The sequence below is a fragment of the Anaerobacterium chartisolvens genome, assembly GCF_003337415.1.
Classification (GTDB): domain Bacteria; phylum Bacillota; class Clostridia; order Acetivibrionales; family DSM-27016; genus Anaerobacterium; species Anaerobacterium chartisolvens.
In genome coordinates this window covers 1-21,475 of record NZ_QPJT01000042.1, presented here as the reverse complement: position 1 = coordinate 21,475, position 21,475 = coordinate 1, and the positions used below count along the sequence as shown (strand labels likewise).

Annotated in this window: 16 protein-coding genes; 11 read left to right on the top strand and 5 right to left on the bottom strand. The window is 43.8% G+C overall.

Features of this window, described 5'->3' with window-relative positions; genetic code table 11:
* Positions 1-155: 155 nt before the first annotated feature.
* Genes DFR58_RS20635 through DFR58_RS20620 form a run of 5 tightly spaced genes read right to left on the bottom strand, consistent with a single transcriptional unit; the run spans position 156 to position 3,778 of the window.
* Positions 156-824, bottom strand: coding sequence for a TetR/AcrR family transcriptional regulator (locus DFR58_RS20635; RefSeq protein ID WP_114300194.1), 669 nt, complete (start codon positions 822-824; stop codon positions 156-158).
* Positions 824-964 carry a hypothetical protein gene (locus tag DFR58_RS22015; RefSeq protein WP_170138260.1) on the bottom strand — a complete coding sequence of 47 codons (141 nt, stop codon included), beginning with the start codon at positions 962-964 and terminating at the stop codon, positions 824-826. Before DFR58_RS22015 ends, DFR58_RS20635 begins: the two co-directional genes overlap by 1 nt.
* Before the next feature lie 4 nt (positions 965-968).
* Positions 969-1,958, bottom strand: a complete 990-nt coding sequence (locus DFR58_RS20630; protein WP_114300192.1) for an ABC transporter permease — start codon at positions 1,956-1,958, stop codon at positions 969-971.
* Between the two features lie 3 nt (positions 1,959-1,961).
* The gene (locus DFR58_RS20625) at positions 1,962-2,933 is read right to left on the bottom strand and encodes an ABC transporter permease (protein ID WP_114300190.1); all 972 of its coding nucleotides are present in this window, start codon (positions 2,931-2,933) and stop codon (positions 1,962-1,964) included.
* Positions 2,930-3,778 (bottom strand): ABC transporter ATP-binding protein, encoded by an 849-nt coding sequence (locus tag DFR58_RS20620; protein ID WP_114300188.1) that lies wholly within the window; start codon positions 3,776-3,778, stop codon positions 2,930-2,932. The genes DFR58_RS20625 and DFR58_RS20620 overlap by 4 nt, the downstream gene beginning before the upstream one ends.
* Positions 3,779-4,002: 224 nt before the next feature.
* Here DFR58_RS20620 and DFR58_RS20615 point away from each other — a divergent pair, with 224 nt between their 5' ends.
* The 11 genes from DFR58_RS20615 (at position 4,003) to DFR58_RS20565 (ending at position 21,086) form a co-directional block, all read left to right on the top strand.
* Positions 4,003-4,950: an ABC transporter permease gene (locus DFR58_RS20615; protein WP_242987760.1), complete on the top strand. Its 948-nt coding sequence runs from the start codon at positions 4,003-4,005 to the stop codon at positions 4,948-4,950.
* A gap of 30 nt (positions 4,951-4,980) precedes the next feature.
* Entirely contained in the window at positions 4,981-5,874 is an 894-nt protein-coding gene (locus DFR58_RS20610) for a carbohydrate ABC transporter permease (protein ID WP_114300186.1), read from the top strand.
* Positions 5,875-5,911: 37 nt separating this feature from the next.
* Positions 5,912-7,582 (top strand): extracellular solute-binding protein, encoded by a 1,671-nt coding sequence (locus DFR58_RS20605; protein WP_114300184.1) that lies wholly within the window; start codon positions 5,912-5,914, stop codon positions 7,580-7,582.
* Between the two features lie 155 nt (positions 7,583-7,737).
* Positions 7,738-9,537 carry a sensor histidine kinase gene (locus DFR58_RS20600; protein ID WP_114300182.1) on the top strand — a complete coding sequence of 600 codons (1,800 nt, stop codon included), beginning with the start codon at positions 7,738-7,740 and terminating at the stop codon, positions 9,535-9,537.
* Positions 9,538-9,559: 22 nt separating this feature from the next.
* Entirely contained in the window at positions 9,560-11,107 is a 1,548-nt protein-coding gene (locus DFR58_RS20595; protein WP_114300180.1) for a response regulator, read from the top strand.
* A 736-nt stretch (positions 11,108-11,843) separates the two neighbouring features.
* Positions 11,844-13,988 carry an HzsA-related protein gene (locus DFR58_RS20590; protein ID WP_114300197.1) on the top strand — a complete coding sequence of 715 codons (2,145 nt, stop codon included), beginning with the start codon at positions 11,844-11,846 and terminating at the stop codon, positions 13,986-13,988.
* Between the two features lie 43 nt (positions 13,989-14,031).
* Positions 14,032-16,896 (top strand): RICIN domain-containing protein, encoded by a 2,865-nt coding sequence (locus tag DFR58_RS20585; RefSeq protein WP_114300178.1) that lies wholly within the window; start codon positions 14,032-14,034, stop codon positions 16,894-16,896.
* A 131-nt stretch (positions 16,897-17,027) separates the two neighbouring features.
* Entirely contained in the window at positions 17,028-18,185 is a 1,158-nt protein-coding gene (locus DFR58_RS20580; protein WP_114300176.1) for a RidA family protein, read from the top strand.
* A gap of 17 nt (positions 18,186-18,202) precedes the next feature.
* Positions 18,203-19,075, top strand: coding sequence for a cytochrome c biogenesis ResB family protein (locus DFR58_RS20575; RefSeq protein WP_114300174.1), 873 nt, complete (start codon positions 18,203-18,205; stop codon positions 19,073-19,075).
* Positions 19,068-19,853, top strand: a complete 786-nt coding sequence (gene ccsA / locus DFR58_RS20570) for a cytochrome c biogenesis protein CcsA (RefSeq protein ID WP_114300172.1) — start codon at positions 19,068-19,070, stop codon at positions 19,851-19,853. The genes DFR58_RS20575 and ccsA overlap by 8 nt, the downstream gene beginning before the upstream one ends.
* Before the next feature lie 24 nt (positions 19,854-19,877).
* Entirely contained in the window at positions 19,878-21,086 is a 1,209-nt protein-coding gene (locus DFR58_RS20565) for an ABC transporter substrate-binding protein (protein WP_114300170.1), read from the top strand.
* Positions 21,087-21,475: the final 389 nt, after the last annotated feature.

The window sequence follows — 21,475 nt, the reverse complement described above, 5'->3', positions numbered from 1 at the left end:
GCGGAAATCCGAACAATGCTATTTGATAAAGCGATGAAAAACATTACAAAAAATCTTGTTCCAATACGGCCAGATAGAAGTTTTCCCCGAAGGGAACCTTCGAGGAAAAACAAATATCCAGTTAACAAAAAACGTTCCATGTAATATTCTGTAAGTTAAGCTTTATGACATTGGTCTGCCGTCCCCTTGTCACGTTTTACTCCTGTCCCATCTCGCAGCACAGCTATTAGCTGGTCTATTTTGCCCAAAATTTCCTCATCCTCCATATCGGGCAGAATGACTTTATCAATTCGTTCAATCAGGATTGCAAAGACCTTCGCCATCATTTGCGCGGAAACGTCCCCGCGGATTTGTCCTTTTTGCTGCGCGTCCTCCGTCATACGGAGCAAAACATTTTCGGTGACCCCGCCAAAAGCATCAAGCACGGTTTGCCGAAAGCCCGTTTCCTCTGTTAGAAAACGCCGCGAAAGGGCGTTGTATCTTGGCTCCTTTCGCGCGAAGCGTATTCCCAGCATGGCCTTCTTCTTTATGGATACGAAGAAATCGTCTTCCGTATTCGTGTCGTCGTATTGCTGAAACAGCGCGAGCTTTTCCACACTAAGCCGTTGCAATAAGGACAGATATAAATCCAGCTTGTCATAAAAACGGTAGTAAAAGCTCCCTTTGTTCATTCCCGCAGCCTTGATGATATCATTTAGAGAAGCTTCCCTGAAGGAGTTTGTGGAAAAGGCATCCAATGCAGCTTCAAAAAGCATCGGGTTGCCGTTAAGGGGATTTTCAGCATTCTCCTGCCGCCATTTCATTTTCCCGCCTGTTTCCGCCATCAATCTTCATCCTCCCGTATTTTTTCGAGCATTTCCTTCTTCTCTTTTTGCTTTTTCATCCACGCCCCTCCAACCTTAACCTTTAAAAATATAATGCCTGTAAGAGCAGCAATTATAACAATCCACCAATACCATTCCATAACATTACCTCCAAGCTTTCATTTTAACTTTTTTCGTAAATATTATCATTACAGCAATGAACCATGCAAAGCCTGTTGTAAGAATCATCACAAGCGGGAACGCCGGATTTCCGTTGGCTATCACCCTGTCAACAGCAGCATATTGCCAGTACATTGGAAATACGTAATAGAGAAAAAGCCATCTTTCCGGGATAAAAACAGATGATATTCCGACAACCAGAAACAAAGGCATCACAATTTTCAGGACACCAACCGCGGCAATCTGATTGCCTGCAAAAGTGATAATCAAAAATATAATAATACCGCTCACAAAAATACTGCACAGAGCTAACAGAAGGAACTGCGGCACAGCACTCACCCGGCCCATAATCAACGCGCAGGCGGATACCCCGATCATACCGAACAGGAGGGACGGGATTATTTTTGACACAACATACCCCCAAAGTGTCATAGGACTGATTGAAACTGCATGAATCGCTCCGCTTTCCCGTTCGTTTACTCCGTTAAGTCCCAATGAGGCACCGCCGATAAACAGGGCAAGCAGATAGATGCAGGCCATTGAAATGTTATAAGCCAAGGAGGCTTGAGCTTCCACTGTTTCAGTTGTATATTGGACAGACCCGGCGGCAAGGGCGGCACTCACAAGCTGTTGCCTCGCTTCGGCAAACCCTTTAGCCTCATTTCCTTCGACTATCAGCCTGATATCGCCGTCCTGAAGTGTAACACCGGCAATGCTGTCCGCTCCGCGTACTCTTTCTTTCAGGCTTTCAAGGTCATCAAAATATTCTATATCGGCTACCGCTTCCAGCTTAGCAACCGAATCACGGGGTAAACTTTTATCCACTGCCAGAGAGATGCTTGATTCCTGAACGCTTCCAAATACCATAATAAAGATGAGCGCAAGCACTGCCGGGGAAATGGTTAAATAAATAGTAAGCCCGTCCCGGAAAATCAGCTTTAATTCCCGTGCAATGGTCATAATAATGCTCTTCATTCCTTATCCCCTCCCTTTCAGCAAAAGGTATCTCCCTACCGCAAAGCGGCTAATCAAATATGAGCCAAGGCACCAGCAGGCCACGATAAAAACCGTGGGCAGCAGACTTCGTCCCATTCCAAACAGGATGTTTTCATAAGCAAAGATTAGGGAATAGGAGGGTATGGCCTTAAGCCATAACGGTGAAAAGGACGGCTCCGAATAAGCCACGATCGGGAGCATGTTGACAGACAGCAGGAGCGACATGGAAAAGAACCAGCTGCTCATATCCCTGAAAAAGGTGGTATACGCAAGTCCAATCAGGGAAAACACCGCGGCACCGAAAAAGCTGAGCAAAACAAAACGGAGGATCGAAAAATCAAAGCCAATGCAAAAGACCGCCATTAAAAGGGCATATAGTACGGCAATGATGGAAAAAAGCACCGTCTTTGAAATTAGATACCTGTCAACCCCCATCGGAGCTATCCGCATTGCCCGAATCGTTCCTTCCTCCTTTTCCGCAAGCATCAAGGCTCCTCCAAGAATAAACCCGATAATCAGTGCCTCAAAGCAAATGAATACCGGCGTCATACGCTTGTTAAAAGGAATTGCCGTGCTGCTTTCATTTATATTTTCTATTTCCGTATCAATGCGGGAGGTGCTGTAAAGCATGGTCATAATGGCACGTACAGTCTTTTCCGACAGGCCGGGGTTCAAAACCGTAATACCGCCGTCATCGTTTCCAAGCAGGCCTATGCTTCCGCTTTCCTTGACTGCCTGGCGCAATTCCTCCTCACTGCTTACAGCGGCAGCCTGGCCGGCCAAATAGTCTGCATTATACGTAAATATGCGGTAGTTCTCTTGTGAGATGTTTTCAGGAAGTGCGAAATTGACCAGCACGATGATGAGTATCAGGGTTACGGTAATCACCCAAAAAAGAGCGTTTGTCAAAAGACGCTTAAAATCCTGAATACCCAGTGCGATAATTCCGTTCATGATTTCAGCTCCTTCCCGGTAACACTCAGGAATATTTCCTCTAGCGTAGCCTCCTGAGAATGAATCTTGATGGGATTGACGCTCAGGAGAAATTGGGCAAGCGCCGCACTGTCATTCATGTCAAATGACTTGGAGTGTTCGCTTCCGTTCTCGTCATATACGACGGTTACAAGCCGTTTTCCATACTGCCGTTTCAGTACCTCGGGTGAATCCATCGCGGCAACCTTCCCGTTATACAAAAAGGCTACGGTATCGCACAGCGAATCGGCAAGCTCCATGTTGTGCGTGGTTAAAAACACAGCCGCGCCGCCGTCCCGCTGCTCTCCGATCAGTTCCCGGACACTTGCCGCAGTGGACGGGTCAAGCCCGCTTGTGGGTTCGTCAAGAAACAAATATTTCGGTTTGTTAATCAGTGCCCTTGCAAGCGTAAGCCGTTGCCGCATTCCTTTGGAATACTCCGAAGCTTTTTTATGAGCCGCTTCTCTCAGGCCCACTCTGTCCAGCAGCTTCATTGGGTCATGTGTTGGAACGGAAAAGAGAGCGGCAAAATATTTGAGGTTCTCATATCCCGTTAGCCTTGCATAAACATTAGGCTGTTCAAATGACACACCAATTTGATTGAAAAATTTGGTTTTCAAAGCCTTGACAGAATTGCCGTCATACAGCACTTCGCCCCTCTGCAATGGGATAAGCCCTGTCATAATGTTCTGTACAGTGGATTTTCCCGCGCCGGAAGGACCAAGAAAGCCAAAAATTTTTCCGCTTTTTACAGAAAAGGAAATATCGGTCACCGCATAATGTCCCTTTCCTCCATAGTCGTGATATACGTTATTGACTGTAATCATTTAAAATCCTCCTTTTGACCGACTGGTCTAATATTAGTATAGCACGACTAGACTGACTGGTCAAGAGAAGTTTGGGATTTTTTTGTGTAACATGTGACAAGGGGACGGGAATATAAATCATCCAAAAAAATGACACCTTATCTAAAAACTGCTACCTGTATTATAAGGCTGCTCCGTTATATAATGAAGTTAAACAATTGCTCAAATGAACGGGGGACTTAAGCTTGCGAGATTTAAGTGTGAGAGCCGGCTCAAAAAGCAGAATATTAGCCGGTATTAAAAAGCTTTCCCGGCAGAAATATTTGCAGGGGATGGCATTGATTGGCATTATATGGATGATGGTGTTTGCATACCTTCCTATGTACGGAATAATAATTGCATTTAAAAAATATAATATAACAAAGCCGATTGCTTCTGCTCCATGGGTTGGGTTACAGCATTTTAACGATTTTTTTGGGGATGATAAATTTATCCAGATTCTTACTAATACCTTGGGGATCAGCCTGTTGAAGCTTGCTATCGGATTTCCTCTGCCCATTATTTTTGCAGTGCTCCTTAATGAGATTACTTCCATGAGATTTAAGAAATATGTCCAAACCGTATCCTATCTTCCTCATTTCATTTCGTGGGTGGTTCTGGGAGGAATCATGATAACGTGGACTTCGGAAGGAGGAATCATAAACCATATCCTTATGGAGCTGAAGGTGCTGAATGAACCCGTTGTTTTCCTTGCGGAGCCTCAATACTTCTGGGGTATTGCCGTTATATCGGATATCTGGAAGGAACTGGGATGGTCTGCCATTATTTACATGGCCGCCATAGCGGGCATCGATCCTGAGCTCTATGAGGCAGCCACTGTTGACGGCGCCAGCAGGTTTAACAGAATATTTATGATTACGCTTCCATGTATTAAGGGAACGGTGGCAGTGCTGTTTGTACTGGCGGTAAGCAGTATCATGGGTACAAATTTTGATCAGATTTTTGTTCTTAAAAACCCATTAAACGCACCGGCCAGTGACGTAATTGACATTTATGTATATCGTATGGGGATGAATTCGGCGAGGTTTTCCTATGCCACCGCTATAAATCTTTTCAAATCCGTGATTTCCCTGATGCTTCTTCTGACTGCAAATAGAGTGACAAAAAAGCTGACCGATGCGTCGTTGTTTTAAATTTGAGCCGGTCAACAGGAGGTAACCAAAATGAGGTTTTTAAACACCCGACAATCAATATCCGAAAATGCTTTTGAGCTCATAAACATTTTTATAATGCTCATAATTTGCTTTTTGACATTATATCCCATATGGTACTGCATTGTCAACTCATTCAATGACGGTGCCGATGCAATGATGGGGGGGATTTACTGGTGGCCCAGAATGTTCAGTATAGATAACTATAAGGCGGTATTTGCCGATACCAGCATCCTCAAGGCATTTGCCGTTACCATTTTAAGAACTGTCATCGGAACGGCTCTGGCGGTTTATTTTACTGCCATGGTGTCGTATGCTCTTTCTAAAAAGGAGCTGGCGGGCAGAAAAATCTATATGATGATTGGTTCCATAACACTATTTTTCAGTGGAGGTCTGATTCCGTTTTTTATCCTTATTAAGAAAATAGGTCTTTATGACAATTTTCTGGTTTTCATTATTCCTTCAATGTTTTATTTTTTTAATGCAATTATTTTTATAGCTTTCTTCAAGGAGCTGCCTTCTGCACTTGAGGAATCGGCCAAGATTGACGGAGCCAATGATGTGGTGATATTCATAAAAATCATTATCCCTCTGTCAACGCCTGTGCTGGCCACAATTGCCATATATGTGGGGGTTTATCATTGGAACGATTACTTTGCAGGAGTTATCTTTATAAAAAGCATGGATTTGCAGCCTATTCAAACCTTCCTGTATAAAATTATCGCCGAAAATACATCGGGACAGATGATGGGCAGGGCGGCGGGAAGCATAAACCAGGGAGCCGTTACTTCACAGTCGATAAAGCTTGCAACCATGGTAGCGACAACCTTTCCTATAGTATGCGTATATCCATTTCTGCAAAAGTATTTTGTTAAAGGGATCCTGCTGGGGTCTGTAAAAGGATAGAAAAAAAAGAAAGTAGTTAAAAGGAGGTAATTTAAAAATGGGAAATAAAAAATCCCTCAAAATTCTCAGTGTGCTGGTGGCTTTGATGATACTGGTGTTATCCGCGTCGGGTTGTTCTTCAGACCGCGGGACGGTATCCGTCGAGCCGGACAAAGCTGCCGAACAAGGTGCCGATGAAGGCACGCCAAAGGACGACGAAGGTCCGGGGTGGAAAAAGGATACGTCGGATATCACCTTTGACTGGTATATCCATTACTCCTGGTTTGGAGCAAAATGGGGAGAGAACGAAGTCACAAAATACATAACGGAAAAAACCGGGGTTAAAATCAATTTTATTGTCCCGTCGGGAAATGAGAACGAAAAGCTTAATACTCTTATTGCGTCAGCTAGTCTTCCTGATTTTGTAACGCTTGGATGGTGGGAAAATGGCGTGAAGATGATGCAGGAGGGGGATCTTGTGCATCCGCTGAACAAGCTGGCCGACCAGTATGATGCTGATTTTTATAAGGCCGCTGCAAAAAGCACATTAGATTGGTATAAAAAACCCGATGGCAATGTTTATGGGTATCCCAACTTCTCAATGGCTCCTGAGAGAATTGAAGAGGGAATGCAAATTGAGTCAAACCAGACTTTCCTTGTGAGGAAGGATATATATGAACAGATTGGGAAGCCTGACATGAGAACTCCCGAGGGCTTCTTGAATGCTCTAAAGGCTGCAAAGGAGAAGTTCCCCACTGTTAACGGCCAGCCATTAATACCTCTGGGGCTGCAAGAGTTCACCGATAGCGGGAATAAGTCCATTGAAAGTGATCTGGTTAATTTTCTTGCAATACCGAGAGAGAAAGATGGAAAGTATTACGATGCCGAAACTCATCCTGAATATCTAAGGTGGATGAAGGTTTTGAGAAAAGCAAATGAAATGAAGCTGATCTCCAAGGATATCTTTGTTGATAAAAGGTCTCAAATGGAGGAAAAGATGGCTCAGGGCAGATATTTCAGCATGATTTATCAAAGAACCGATATGGCATCCCAGCAATTAGAGCTTTACAGGAAAAATCCTGATATGGTATATATTGCAATAGACGGACCGTCCAATGAGAGCTTGGAGCCGAACAGGCCGGCATTCGCAGGTGGTATGGCGGGATGGACTCTTACCCATATTTCCACCAACTGCAAGGATTCCAAGAGAGCGATACGCTTTCTGACCTACCTGATTAGTGAGGAGGGGCAGAAGGATGTATATCTGGGCAAAAAGGGAGTTACATGGGATACCATTGACGGAAAGGATCAAATGCTGCCTGATGTAATCAAGCTTATGAACAGTGACAGAGGCGAATATGACAGAAAGTACGGAGCCGAAAAGACCTACTGGATGCTGACAGATGAGCTGGCCATTTTGAAATGGAAGCCTCCATTTGAAGAGCCCATTAAGCAGAATGCGGAATGGGGATTCGGCAAGGCAATAAGCTATGCGGCTTACGATGACATTGAACCTCCCGCAGACAGTGATGAAGGGATTATACTTAAGCAGGTGAAGGATAAGAGGGCCCTTTTGCTGCCAAAGCTGATTCTTGCAAATTCGGAAGAGGAATTTGACAAGCTGGTGAATGAGTATCAGAAAATGAAAAATGATATCAAATATGATAAGGTAATTTCATATTCACAACAAAAGATAGATGAACACAAAGAAGCCCTGGGGATAAAATAGCTGCAAAATGAAGGCATACAAAAGATGAGAGCCTGTACAGGCTCTCATCTTTTGCGTCCTTGGGAGCGTAAGGAATTAAAACCAACACTTGTATGAGGTTTAGTGTTTATATATACTGGTATTAGTATTAAGAATTGGCGGGGTATTAAAGCACAATGGCTTCCGGTAAAATTCTGTCATGGCTGAAAGGACTTAATCTTGGTCAAAAGTTAATATTGTCCTATATTTCAATTGTTGCCGTACCTGTATTTTTTTTGGGGTTCAACTCCATTTGGAGCCTTGAATTAAGCACAGAGCAGGAGGCGTTGAGAAACAGCCGGCAATCGTTGAAAATTGCGGTGGAGAGAATCCAGCGCAGTATTGACGAATGCCAAAGGGCAATGTATAACCTTATGAGCAGCAATAGCTTTATAGAGTTTATCAGCACAAAAGGAGACAGCGGAACAGAGGAATTATTGACTTTTAAAAGAGGCCCCCTTTCTTCAGTCCAGGCGATACAGAATAATAATATCGGACTATACAGCCTGCGGGTTTTTGTATATGATCCCATCTTTCTGGAAATTTGGCCTACGATATATAACGCCAGCCGAATTTCCAACTTGAAATGGGAGGAATGGGGAAGCGGCCTGAGAACGAAAGGGCATTGGAGGCTTATCCACAGGGAGGAGCCCATAACAGATGAAAAAACAGAGCTGCAGGAGGTTGTTTCTCTCTACCGCGAGGTGCGCTATCCCGGAAAGGGCACGGTTGGAATTGCGGAAGTGAATATGCTGTCCAATAACTTTTTTCCCAGCCTGTACACCAGAGAGGAACATTCATGGATGTGTGTAATTGACAAGAGAAATGAAATATATTTTGATAGTGAAGGCAGCTTTTTGAGCGGAGGCTCAATTCCATTGGAGGGCATAAGTGATATCCTGACGGAGAACAGCTCTTCAAAAGAAGGCTATTTCAGGTATACGGCCGATTATTCCGAATTTTTAGTTGTATATACCTACATGGATACCTTGGATGCTTATTTATATCACATTACAAGCACGGCCCAGATTAAGGAAGGGCTGAATAATGCAAGAAGACTTATTATGTTATTTACCTTAATAGCGATGATTGTTTTTTCTATTGTGACGTATCTGATTACGTCGGTTATATTGAAAAAGCTTAAAATGATTATTATTACAATGAGAAGGGTTCAGAGCGGAGAACTAAACGTAGAAATCCCATTCAGCGGAAAAGACGAAATAGGCGAGCTGGCATATCACTTTCGGAAAATGCTTTTAAAAGTAAATGAATTGATTTCTATCATCGTAAAAAAGCAGGTGGCTGCAAAGAACGCTGAAATAAAAGCCTTGCAGACCCAGATTAATTCACATTTTATTTATAATGTTCTTGAAAACATTAAAATGATGGCTGAGATTGACAGCAAATATGAAATATCGGATGCTGTTGATTCTCTTGGAAGCATGATGAGATACAGCATGAACTGGAAAAAGCATTATGTAAGCATACAGGAGGAGCTGGGCTATATAAGAGATTATATTGCTCTTATGAATATACGCTATGATAATCACATTTCATTGGTAATCGACGTTCCGCAGGAGTTATTAAAGCGGGAGATACTCAAAATGACGCTGCAGCCGATCGTGGAAAATGCCGTAAATCACGGCATCAGTCCTAAGGGCAACGACGGCATTATTGTTATTGGGATAACCGCTGCATCTCCCTTTATGTACATAAATATTGAGGACAATGGAATAGGGATTGACAAGGCGAGGGCTGAGGAATTGACAAGCTCATGGAATAACGATTCATCGGGCTGTGCGTCTGAGGATAATCATGGGATCGGCCTTAAAAATGTAAATGACAGGATTAAGCTGTTTTTCGGTACAGAATACGGGCTGGAATTGGAAAGTGAAAAATTTGAGGGTACAAAGGTTAGGATAAGGCTGCCGTATTGAATATTATTAAGGGTGTGATCAAATGGTTAGAAAAATGCTGATCGTAGATGATGAAAGGCTTATAAGAAAAGGGATTAAGTCAATGATTGAAAGAGCCTGTGATTCATTTGCAGATATAGAAGAGTGCGTAAATGGAGCAGAAGCCTTGGAGCGGCTGTCAAAAGAAAGGTATGACCTTGTGATCACTGATCTCAGAATGCCCGGAATGGATGGAATAGAGCTTATAAAAAGGTCTCAGGAGCTGGAAAACAAGCCGCTGTTTATAATACTCAGCGGATATGATGATTTTGCCTATGCAAAGGAAGCAATTACATATCAGGTTAAGGAATATCTTTTGAAGCCCATAAAGAGGGAAGAGCTGATTTTGGCTATGGAAAAAGCAGAAAGAATGCTTCTGGAGGAGGAGAAAATCCGTGACGAGCATAAAAGCACAAGAGAGACGCTTGAGCGCATGAGGGAGCGTCAGTTGAAGTATGCCTTGTCAAGCGGACGGCTTTCGGAGGCGGAGCTTGCGGATATTCTTATTAATGTGGATTTAACTGTGTTAAGGGAGCCCTTTTACGTTGCTGTTGAAAATACGTGCATGAGAGGAGAGGCATACGGGGCGGGGAATGCAAGCTGTAAAATAAAGTCCGCCGCGCAGGAAATATCCGGCGAATGCCGGCAAAGCATGATTGCACTGGAGGATGATGAAGGCCGGACGGTGCTTATAGTATCCCAATCCATAGACCAAAGCCGCATTAAGAGCCATCTGGCGGCGGAGGGGTGCGGCGCCGGGATTAGCGAGACAATGCATCATGTAAAGGAAATCGCAACAGCATACCGCCAGGCAAGGGAGGCGTTAAAATACACTTTTTTAAGAGGGGAATGTGATATAGTACATTTTTCCGATATCAAAAATCTTCCTAAGGATTACATATTGCCCCTTAATAAGATAAAATCCCTTCGGGAATTGATGGGAACCAATCGAACGAAGGAAATTGACAGTATTTTAAAGGACATTTTTGATTGCGGACTTCTGAATTCTTATCATATAAGCTATTGCGAAGGTATCGCGGCAAGTATATATAAGGATGTAATTATTTATGCTCTGGAGCGTATTCCTCAAAGGAGAGACTTTATTGACAGCCAATACGGCGACATAAAGGAAATATATAAATTTCACAGTGTAAACGATTTTGTAAAAATAATTGCCGGGTGCATTTTTGAGATCAATGAATTCCTGTTAATCCTTCAGGATATTTACAAAAGCCGAACTGTGATTGATCGGGCTATTGACTTTATTGATAAGAATTATAACAGGGACATAACCCTTACAGTGGTAGCAAACTATGTTTCCCTTAATTATTCCTACTTTTCATCCCTGTTTAAGGAAAGTACAGGCATAAGCTTTGTAGAATATTTAAAGGGATTAAGAATCGGCAAAGCAAAGGAGATGCTGAAGAATAGAGATTATAAAGTCATGGAGATAGCCGAAAAAGTAGGCTACTGTAATCCAAAGCATTTTTCAAAAATCTTTCGATCGCTTACAGGAATAACACCTCAGGAGTACAGGGACAAGATACTGTGAGCCGTAAAATGAGAGCAACACTGCCATTTCCGATAAGACCGGGGGATATTTTAAATTTCGACTGTATTCGTCAAGGGGAAATGCTGTAGAAAAGAAATACAAAGTTTATTGACAAAATTTGATAAATATGCTAATCTGAAATTACAGGCGAAGATTGTAAAATATGTTATTGAAAGTCTCATAGAGTACAGATGCGGAAAGTGCAGCTCAATATTGTTCAAAATTCAGCTAAAATGTAGATATTTTACTACTTTAAATCATACACTTGTCCCTATATTATCGCAATACAATTTAAACAGAGTCAATGGCCTAACATACGGAAATTGCCTTTCGCCGGTTATTTTATGATTTTTTTATCTAAAATTAAATAAATATATCAGAGAATAAGTGTATGTTAAAAAGTGTGTGTACAACAGAATTTAATATTGAATCAGCATATTATAAAATGCTTACGGACTGTTAAGTTTTCAAACCACGGCAATAGTTTGAGGATTTAGTAGTCTGTTGCTTTTTTTGAAGCTAAAAATTAAATTCAGCCACTTAATTTGCAATTATACTAAAATTATGTAACAAAAGGCAAGAAATAGACATAAGCACAGCTTTGCACAAAGAAAGAACGAGAGGCTGTTTCTTGCCATTCCCTAAGTGGACCGAGCTTTCAGGGAAAGGAGGGTTTGAGGCAATAGGAGGGAGTATCCCAAAAAAGCAGGAAAAAAACACAAAGAGGAGGTATAAGATGTTAAGGTTTAAAAAAATTCTGGCTCAGCTCGTTATTATAGTATTGATTTTCAGTATGATTGCAGTTTCAAATGTTTCCACAGTGGCAGCCGCAAATGTCAACTTAAACGATCCGGTGTTTGACTTCAATCGGATACTGTTCGTAAAACATCAGCCATACCCGGACAATAAGGGCACCAATACTTTAACGGGCTACAGTGAACAGCATATGATTGATCAGTATTTCGGCTTCAACGGTGTTCCCGGCGGAGGTATATTCATACTCAACAACGCCTTTTCAGGCACTAAGTCGGTTACCAATGTTTTAGCCAACTCGGTCTGTACAAACGGGCGTTACAGAGGGCAGAAGCTTAATGAAAGCACGGGGTCTTTTCTGTCGCCGGATCTCAGCTATGACGGAAAGCAGATCCTTTTTGCTTATACGGATTCACAGAGAAATTCGTGGGGTGTGTGGAACGAGCGCACAACCTATCATATTTTTAAGGTTAATATTGACGGGACGGGCCTTACGCAGCTGACAGACGGAAAAACAAACGATTTTGACCCGTGCTGGCTTCCCAATGGAAATATCGTGTACATATCTGAAAAAAGGGGAGGCTATGGACGCTGCCACCAGCGTATTGTACCCGATTATACGCTTACTACTATGAACCCCGACGGCAGCAACCAAAGGATAATAAGCTACCACGAAACTAATGAGTGGAACCCCAGTGTTGACAATAACGGAATGGTTATCTATACGCGCTGGGATTATGTTGATCGCGGAGCAACGCATCCCCACAGCGGGTGGATAACCACACCCGACGGCCTTGATGCGAGGCCTATAGCCTTAAATTACCCAAACTCAGGCGCAGACTGGTTCAGGAACAAACCCTTAATGACAATGTCTCTGAGGGCGATACCGGATTCAAACAAATATGTTGCCGTAGCGGCTCCTCATCATGGGCAGAACTTCGGCTCCATAATAATCGTTGATCCTGATATTGAGGATGACGACAATTTGTCATGTATAAAAAACATAACGCCGGACAATGGAGGATACCCAGAGTCAGGCAACGGTTCATTGGATTATGCCACACCTTATGCTTTGAGCGAGAAATATTTTCTGGTAGCGCATGACCCGAATAAAACCAGTATAAACAATAAAAGGACAGGCATTTATGCAATCGATGATTCGGGAAATAAGACATTATTATACAATGACTCCAGCATATCGTGCCAGGACCCTATTCCCGTCCGTGCGCGCACCAAGCCTATTGAAGTAACAATATCCTCGGCGCCTGCGGGAAGCCCTCCCGATGGAGTTGTGGGTCTGGCAAATGTCTACGATTCACTGCTTCCCATGCCACAGGGTACAGTTATAACACAGCTCCGTATCTGGCAGGTATACCCGAAAACCACACCTCTTGCGACCAACCCCAAGGTCAGCTATGAGTCTACCGAAAGCCTCTGGGCGGGAAGAAACACGAGGGGAGTTTTAGGTACGGTGCCTGTTGAATCAGACGGAAGCGCTTATTTCTATTTGCCGGCAAACAAGTGCGTATTCTTTCAGGCTGTTGCTGCCGATGGAACTGCCGTACAGTCAATGAGATCCGATGCATTTATAGTCGGAGGGCAGGGATATCTGTACTGTCAGGGCTGCCATGAACCAAGACATGAAGCTCCTCCGGTAGGCAGAGCGGAGCCGTTGGCATTCCACCGCGCTCCATCCAAAATAACACCCGATCCCGCCCCGGGTTCAAGGCCCATGAGCTTCCCAAGGCTTATACAGCCCGTTCTGGACAGCAAATGTATCTCATGCCACGGCGGAAACCGTACTCCTGATCTCAGAAAAGGATCGGTAAGCTCCAACGGCTGGTTCCAATCCTATGAAAACTTAAGGCCATATGTGTTCCTGTTCGACTCTCTGTATGCTCCCAATGCAAATTGGGATCATGTATATCCCAGAACAGAACCCGGCAGGTTCGGCGCAAAGCAATCCAGACTGTACCCCAGGCTTGCGGGCGGACATGGCAATTTAACGGCGGCAGAACTCCACCGCTTTGCTATTTGGCTGGATTCAGGGGTAGCTCCGTTCTATGGAGAATATAACAATACCTCAAAGCAATTGAACGGTGAACAGGTGGAGCCGATACTTGATTAATATTATCGGCATATGATACAGAGTGATAGGAGGAAATAAAAACATGAGTAAAAGGACATACATGAAATTCACCGCCATTGCTCTTGCGGTTGTGGTGGCGGCTGTCCAACTGTTTTACTTAATGCCTGTTTTAAAGAGTACAGCAGCGGCAATAGAGTACTTTTCACCGTATGATGTGGCTTATTCGCCTGACGGTACTATGATAGCAGTATCCGATGCTACGAAGGCAAAGCTTAACATAATAACTGCGTCTACAGGTGTTATAGCAAATACAGTTCAGCTAAATGGTGAGCCCAAGGGAATAGCATGGAGCGGGAATACCCGTGTTTATGTTGCCGAGTATGGGGCGGCAGGCGTGGCCGAAATTGATCCTGCGGCAGGAAAGGTTTTAAGCAGGATTGCCACAGGCCCTAAGACATTGGGCTTGGCTGTTGTGGGCAATAAATTAGTGGCAACGGATTTCGGGCTGAATTATGTTTCGATTGTTGATTTAACAGCAAAAACCGTTTTAGGCAAGGTAAGTGTAAAGAATTATCCTTATTTTATAGATATTACGCCGGACGGCCGGTATGCTGCGGTAGGGCATGCAACCCCGACAGGGGATGCATCGGATGTAGCAGTCAATGCGTCTACCGTAACACTTATTGATATGGACACGCAAAAGGTTTCGTCAAATATACTGCTTCCGTCCGGGTCTACAAATGTCAGGGCGGTTAAGTGCTCTCCCGATGGGAAATGGGTGTATGCTGCCCATACGATAGGCAGAACATCCATGCCGACTACGCAGATAACCAAGGGCTGGACCAATACCGACGGAGTTTCCATTATTGATGTTGCCAATAACAGCCTGTATACCACCGTTCTTTTGGACACACTTATGGAAGGAGCGGCAGACCCGTGGGGCCTTGCGGTTTCTCCAGACAGTAAAACGCTGTGGGTAAGCATTTCGGGAACTCATCAGGTATACAAGCTTGATTTGTACAACCTTCATGAATTATTGCTGGGCAATATACCTGGAGCAGGTGCTCAGGTTAAGCTGATTAACAGAACCAGCGGCAAAGCACTGGATGTTCCGGGCGGAAGCACCGCAAACGGAACACAGATGATCCAGTGGACCGACAATGGAGGCAATAATCAGAAATGGAGTATTATTGCCGATTCCAGCAATAGATATTATTATATACAAAGCTATGTGAGCAAGAAAAATCTGGATAATTATGGCAGTCAGGTTGAAGGTGCTCCCATAAATCAATATGATCAGTCAGGAAGCAGCAACCAGCAATGGAGCATGGTAGATTTAGGCGGAGGATACTACAGGTTTGTTAACAGAACCAGCGGAAAGGCACTGGATAATGGAGGCTCTACTGCAAACGACGCAGGTATTATCCAAAAGACCGTTTCCTCAAGCAATGATCAGCAGTGGCGCGTTGTACCTATCGGAGGAGGAAGCGGGCCGGATCTTCTGAATAGATCAAAATCAGCATATTCCAAGCCATACTCAGATATTTGGTTTACCATAAAGGCGGACCCTTCCAAGAGAACGCTGCTGGTTAATGACCTTGGAGCGCTTTGGAGCGCGGGCTTATTGACAAAGGTCAAATTGCCGGGTCAGGGGCCAAGAGGCTTAGCTATTGCCCCAGACGGCAAAAAGGCTGCGGTAGGAGCATACTTCGCAGGTGATGTATACATGATTGATACGGCTGCAAACAAGGTAACGCAGACAATACCTCTTGGAACACAGCCGCAGGAGGATTCCGTACGCCGCGGAGAGCGCATATACCACGATGCCTCAACCACCCTGCAAAAGTGGCTGAGCTGCGCCACATGCCATCCCAGCGCACGTGCTGATGGGCTTGACTGGGATATGCCCAATGACGGAATAGGAAACACCAAGAATACCAAGTCACACTTATACGCGTTTGAGACACCGCCGGCAATGTGGCGCGGAGTCAGGGAAGATTCTATGGTGGGAGTAGCCGCGGGCTTTAAGCATATCAAATTTATGGTTCCTACACAGCAGGAGCTGGATGATGTTTCGGCTTACATACAATCTCTGAGCGAAGAGGTGTCTCCTTATAGAAATGCCGACGGGTCAATGACTGCCGACGCAATTGCAGGAAAAGCAATATTTGAAAGCTCCGCGACACAATGCGCGGTATGCCATACCGGCAAATATCTCACCGACTTGAAGGTTCATGACGTGGGAACCAAAGACAAATGGGATATTGACGGCAATTATTATACGCCGCCTCTGACAGAATTATGGAGAACGGCGCCATACCTGCACGACGGTTCGGCGGCTACAATGAGGGATGTGCTTACAACAAAGAATGCAGGTGACAGGCACGGACGCACATCACAATTAACCAATAAACAGCTTGACCAGCTGGAGGCTTACATGCTGCAGGCGCAGGGTACTCCCGAATTACAGGTGCCGACTGCTCCGGGCAATCTGGAGGTTACCGGGAAAACGGATACTACTGTTTCGCTTTCGTGGACCGCATCGACAGGTGATGGAGGAGTGACGGGGTATAATATTTACAGAGGTTCAACGCTTGCCGGAACGGCTTCCGGCACTGCGTACACGGTAACGGGACTGACAGCCGATACCGAGTATACCTTTACCGTAAGGGCCAAGGATGCTGCAGGAATTCTGTCTGCCGAAAGCAATGCGGTATCGGTAAAGACCGACTCTTCATCCCAGCCTTTTATTTACGGTGATCTAAACAATGACGGAAGCGTTAATTCCATAGACGTTACTTTGCTAAAAGCAATACTGCTCGGTTCCGCGCCTGAAAATGTAAATATGCAGGCGGCTGATGTAAATACTGACGGGTTGGTAAATTCCATAGACTATGCAATCCTAAAGAGCTACATATTGGGGGCAATTGATTCACTGCCGGTATGATTGACGGGTTGTAAGAATTGAACAGGTGCAAAAGGAGTAAATATGTAAATTTACTCCTTTTGCGACGATTTGCATATTAATAATATTAGAGAAATACGACGCAGTAAAAAGTTTAAGTGAGGTAGAATAATATGGATAAAACAACATCGCTCAGGATTAAGGAGTATGATTTCGGGGATCATACTAGGCACTATCTGACGCTTGCTTTAAGCAGCTTCACAACAATGGAAGAGATTGAAAAGGGCTGCAGGGAGCTATACGAATACTTGAAAGAAAAGAGTATCAGGATAGTGTTTGAAAAGGTTTTCGGCAAGCTGGAATTTAAAAAAAATGTAAAGGACATAAGAAAATATCTTGCGGAGGCTCTAAAGCTTGAGCTAGGGCCGCTTTCGTATTTAGAGGGGGAGCCTGTGTGCCAAGCGCCTGTTTGCAGTGTTACCGTCTATGGCATATCCTCGGATCAGGGGTTTGTAGATTTCGATTATATTCATGACAAGGATAATAAAATTGGGACATCTTATAATATTTTAGGAACGAACTACTTGCACTTGTATGGACTGACATGCCAAGATAATGAGCCTAAAAGCACTGCTCAAGAATACACGAGTCTTTTTTGCCGTATTCAGAATTGCATAGTTCAAAGGGGTTTTACACCCGGCGATATTGTAAGGACATGGATATACATGGACGAAATTTACGAAAATTATTGTAATCTCAACCTTGCCAGAAGGGAATTCTTTGAAAAAAACAACATTGGCTACTCAGATACCTCCGATGCTTTGCCAGCGAGCACATGTATTGGAGGAAAAGCCTCAAATAAGTCAACGGCAGCCATTGACGTTTTTTGCATAAATAAAAATGGCGATTATCCCGAAATAACCAGAATGTATAACAGGCTGCAGAATGAAGCGGAAGGAAAAGACTATTTATTCGGACCTACCTTTGCAAGAGCTAAAAGCATTGATTATGGAACTCACTGTGAGATTCAGATTTCCGGCACTGCCAGCATTGATGAAACCGGGAGCACGGTGTTTTTGAATGATCCGTATAATCAGATAAAGAAGACTTTTCTGAACGTAGAAGCATTGCTTAAGCAGAAGGGGATGGATTTCGGCGATGTTTGTGTTTCTACCTGCTTTCTGAAGGAAAGGGAATACGATGACATTTTTAATAATGTCCTTACAGAGCTGGGACTATGCGGGCTTTTTGATACCGTTGTAATGGGCGATGTTTGCAGGAGCGATTTACTCTTCGAATTTGACGGTATTGCAATAAAGAAGAAAATTTAATTGCAGGGGGTAAGCAAATGAAATGGTCAATCCGGATTATGACAATAATAGTGCTGTTCTTAATAACAGGTTCCATACTGGTGAGCTCGAAGGCCTATGAAAAAATATTCTGGAGTCCGCTTTGCCTGATTTTGCTGGGAGTGTTTACCGTCATTATGATGGTTTGCAGCTTTAAGCAGGGCCTTTCTCTGAAGAAAGTCGGATTTCAAATTTGCCATATGGGAATTGTTGTTATACTTATAGGAGCCGGAATAGGGTATTTTGCAGGCGTGAAGGCTACTGCGGTTTTTCCGATGGACACACCATACAACCAATTACAGCTTGAGGACGGCCGGGTGGTGGATATGGGCTTCCATGTGTCGGTGATTGATTTTCAGGTTACACGCTACAATCCTGATTATTACCTTTATAAGCCGTTGGAGGGCAATGCAAAAAGCGATGATTTAAAAGATTATGAAAATTTAGGAGCGTTCGCAAGCAGCTTTGACGGAAGCTATGATCTTAAAAAATATGGCAGGATTGACGCACAGGAGCTAAGGGACAGTACGGCTCGGGACGGCTGGTGCAGCAAATACCCTCTGGAAAACGGATTGATATTAGTAAAAGCGGCTCCAAAGGACAAGCATTATCTGGCAAAATTACAGATTATAGATTCAAACAATAGAGAAATAATAGAAAAGCTTGAGGTTAACCATCCTGTGGACTATAGCGGCTGGAGGTTCTATCTGGGTTCATATGACAGTGAGAACAATTCATATGTGGTGCTTACTGCAAAGCGTGACCCGGGAACAGCTCTTGTAATATACGGGATGTGGGCCGTACTCTTCGGGACGGTAATACTTTGCTTCAGGAAGAGGAATTATTTGCAGGGAGGGGAAAGCGATGTCTGATATTAATTTGCTGGTTTTACTTCTGATAATTTCATCTGCTTCACTTTATCTATTATCCTCTATAGTGATATTTATGAAAAAAAAGCTTTTGGGCAACATATTATTAGCCGCCGGCTGGGTGCTTGGAATAATGCTTTTTATTGAAAACTGGATATTAGTAGGGTATCCACCGTTTGCCAACATGTATCATGTCCTTACATTTCTTTCGCTGTGCTTTCTTCCATTATATATTATTCTTGCGTTGAGAGAAAAATTGAACTGGCTGCTGCCCTATTTCTGCATTGCGTCCATGTTTCCGCTCATAGGAGTATTGTTTATGGAGCGCCAGGTTATATGGGAGCGGCCTCCTGCGCTTCAATCAATATGGTTTGTGCCTCATGTGCTCAGCTATATGATTTCATACGCTCTGGCCACAGTGGCGTTTATTCTGGCAATAGCCTCCGCCATCAAAGCGGATTCCGCGGCGCGGGAGGATTTCTCAAAAGCAATCTATCACGTTTTGCGTCTGGGTTTTCCTTTTATGACGACAGGTCTGTTCCTTGGAGCGGTATGGGCTGAGGAAGCTTGGGGAAATTATTGGTCATGGGATACAAAAGAGACATGGTCTTTAATAACGTGGCTGCTTTACCTTCTTTACTTCCACAGCATAAGAAGCAGGGAATATAAAAAATGGTCCAAGGCTTTCCATATCTGTGCTTTTGGTGCTTTGCTTGTAACTTTTTTAATGGTGAATCTCCTGCCTCAGCTTGGAAGTATTTTACACAGCTACACCAAATAATCCGCCGGGAGGGTGAAACATAAAATGAATATCGGCAAAACAAACAAGTATGCTGCGGCAGCCGTTGCGGCTGCCGGCATTTTAATTCTGGCTGTGCTGGCAGGCGTGCTGTTCTCCAACCCGGAAACGCTTAAGGGAATTTTTAACGGGGCTTTGGCGCAGCAAGACACGGTAAAGGAAAATGAGGGACTCAAAATAGATACAGCTCGGTATACAAAAGCGGAAAGCGGAGAGTATGATGTCGTATTCGCGCTTGACTCATGGATAGGCAGCACACCGGCAATATATGCATTGGATAAGCAGCTTGATAAAAAATATTCCCTGAAGGTGGGGATAGAAACGCTGTGGGATGAAAAAACAAAAATGCTGGGCTTGAAGGAAGGAAAATTTCAAGCTGTGGAGCTCGCTCTGCCAGTTTTCTTGGATATGCAGAGGGAGTATCCGGGGTGTGGAGTTATAGCGGCGGTTACCGATTTATCGTACGGCTCGGACGGGATCATTTCAAAGCCGGAAATAGAGGAACTGAGTGAAATAAAGGGAAAGAAGGTTGCATATTTGTCGGATGGCATAAGCAAATATTCTCTCGGCCAGTTTTTAAGCAAGGCAAACTTAAAATTCAAGGATATTGAGCCTGTTGAAAAGGCAAGCTTCGAGGATATGATGGAAGGAATATCCAACGGTGATATCGATGCGGTTGTTGCGTCGGACCAGCTGCTGTTTACCGTTTTAAACCATGTGAACAATGAAGGTACCGATTACATGAAGCTGCTTTTGTCGAGCAGGGATATCGCGGATTTTATGCCCACGGTGCTTGTTATCAGCAACGACTTTGCACAGGAAAAGCCGGATAAGGCAAAGGACTTTCTCAAAATGTGGTTTGACTCGGTTGACGGTATAATTAAAAATACTGACAAAAGCTTTTTAGATATACTTGAGGCATCAAGGAAATACCCTGAGGTTTATGGAGAAGTGACGGAGGACGATGCAAAGCAATCGCTTGCGGGAATAAAATTAGTGTCGATGAATGAAAACCTTGATTATTTTGGTATCAGTGCATGGGATGCGAGCGCAAGGGATGCTAAGCTTGCAGATATAATAGAGGATACCCAAGGCTTTATACAGTCTTCGGAAGACGCTTCGCAAGAAATTGATGCTTCAAAGCTCATTTCGGGGGCGTTTGTGGAAGCAATTTTTAAAGAAACCGAAAAGGCCCTCGGCTCTGAAGCAGAATAAGTGAATATAGCTGATATGCCACTGGCATAAGCCCTGACGGCAAACAAATCCGGTCAGGGCTTTGTTTGCCGCAGCTTTAATGAGATGTGCTTGACAAATGCTGGTGCTTACAGAAATTTTTATTATATATGTAGCGATAAAGATTTTACATGGAGGATATAACTTGATGGAAGAAATTTTTTTGACCCGTAAGGAATACATCTAAGAAAAGCGCCTGATGACATACCCGTGAGACATTTCCCCGAGGCTGAATATCAATCCGTGTAAATGACAATAATCTCCATATAAAACAAACGGAGGTTATGAAAATGAGACAGTCAAAAAACATTCTCACAGAAAAGGAAATGGAACTTGTAAGCCTGCTGATGCAGGACTGCCAAAGCACGGGT

Excerpts from the sequence above, each read along its gene's own strand:
- DFR58_RS20610 (WP_114300186.1), top strand. The coding sequence starts at position 4,981 with ATGAGGTTTTTAAACACCCGACAATCAATATCCGAAAATGCTTTTGAG.
- DFR58_RS20595 (WP_114300180.1), top strand. The coding sequence starts at position 9,560 with ATGGTTAGAAAAATGCTGATCGTAGATGATGAAAGGCTTATAAGAAAA.
- DFR58_RS20575 (WP_114300174.1), top strand. The coding sequence starts at position 18,203 with ATGAAATGGTCAATCCGGATTATGACAATAATAGTGCTGTTCTTAATA.
- DFR58_RS20565 (WP_114300170.1), top strand. The coding sequence starts at position 19,878 with ATGAATATCGGCAAAACAAACAAGTATGCTGCGGCAGCCGTTGCGGCT.
- DFR58_RS20585 (WP_114300178.1), top strand. The coding sequence starts at position 14,032 with ATGAGTAAAAGGACATACATGAAATTCACCGCCATTGCTCTTGCGGTT.
- DFR58_RS22015 (WP_170138260.1), bottom strand. The coding sequence starts at position 964 with ATGGAATGGTATTGGTGGATTGTTATAATTGCTGCTCTTACAGGCATT.
- DFR58_RS20625 (WP_114300190.1), bottom strand. The coding sequence starts at position 2,933 with ATGAACGGAATTATCGCACTGGGTATTCAGGATTTTAAGCGTCTTTTG.
- DFR58_RS20635 (WP_114300194.1), bottom strand. The coding sequence starts at position 824 with ATGGCGGAAACAGGCGGGAAAATGAAATGGCGGCAGGAGAATGCTGAA.
- DFR58_RS20605 (WP_114300184.1), top strand. The coding sequence starts at position 5,912 with ATGGGAAATAAAAAATCCCTCAAAATTCTCAGTGTGCTGGTGGCTTTG.
- DFR58_RS20580 (WP_114300176.1), top strand. The coding sequence starts at position 17,028 with ATGGATAAAACAACATCGCTCAGGATTAAGGAGTATGATTTCGGGGAT.
- DFR58_RS20590 (WP_114300197.1), top strand. The coding sequence starts at position 11,844 with ATGTTAAGGTTTAAAAAAATTCTGGCTCAGCTCGTTATTATAGTATTG.
- DFR58_RS20630 (WP_114300192.1), bottom strand. The coding sequence starts at position 1,958 with ATGAAGAGCATTATTATGACCATTGCACGGGAATTAAAGCTGATTTTC.
- ccsA (WP_114300172.1), top strand. The coding sequence starts at position 19,068 with ATGTCTGATATTAATTTGCTGGTTTTACTTCTGATAATTTCATCTGCT.
- DFR58_RS20620 (WP_114300188.1), bottom strand. The coding sequence starts at position 3,778 with ATGATTACAGTCAATAACGTATATCACGACTATGGAGGAAAGGGACAT.
- DFR58_RS20600 (WP_114300182.1), top strand. The coding sequence starts at position 7,738 with ATGGCTTCCGGTAAAATTCTGTCATGGCTGAAAGGACTTAATCTTGGT.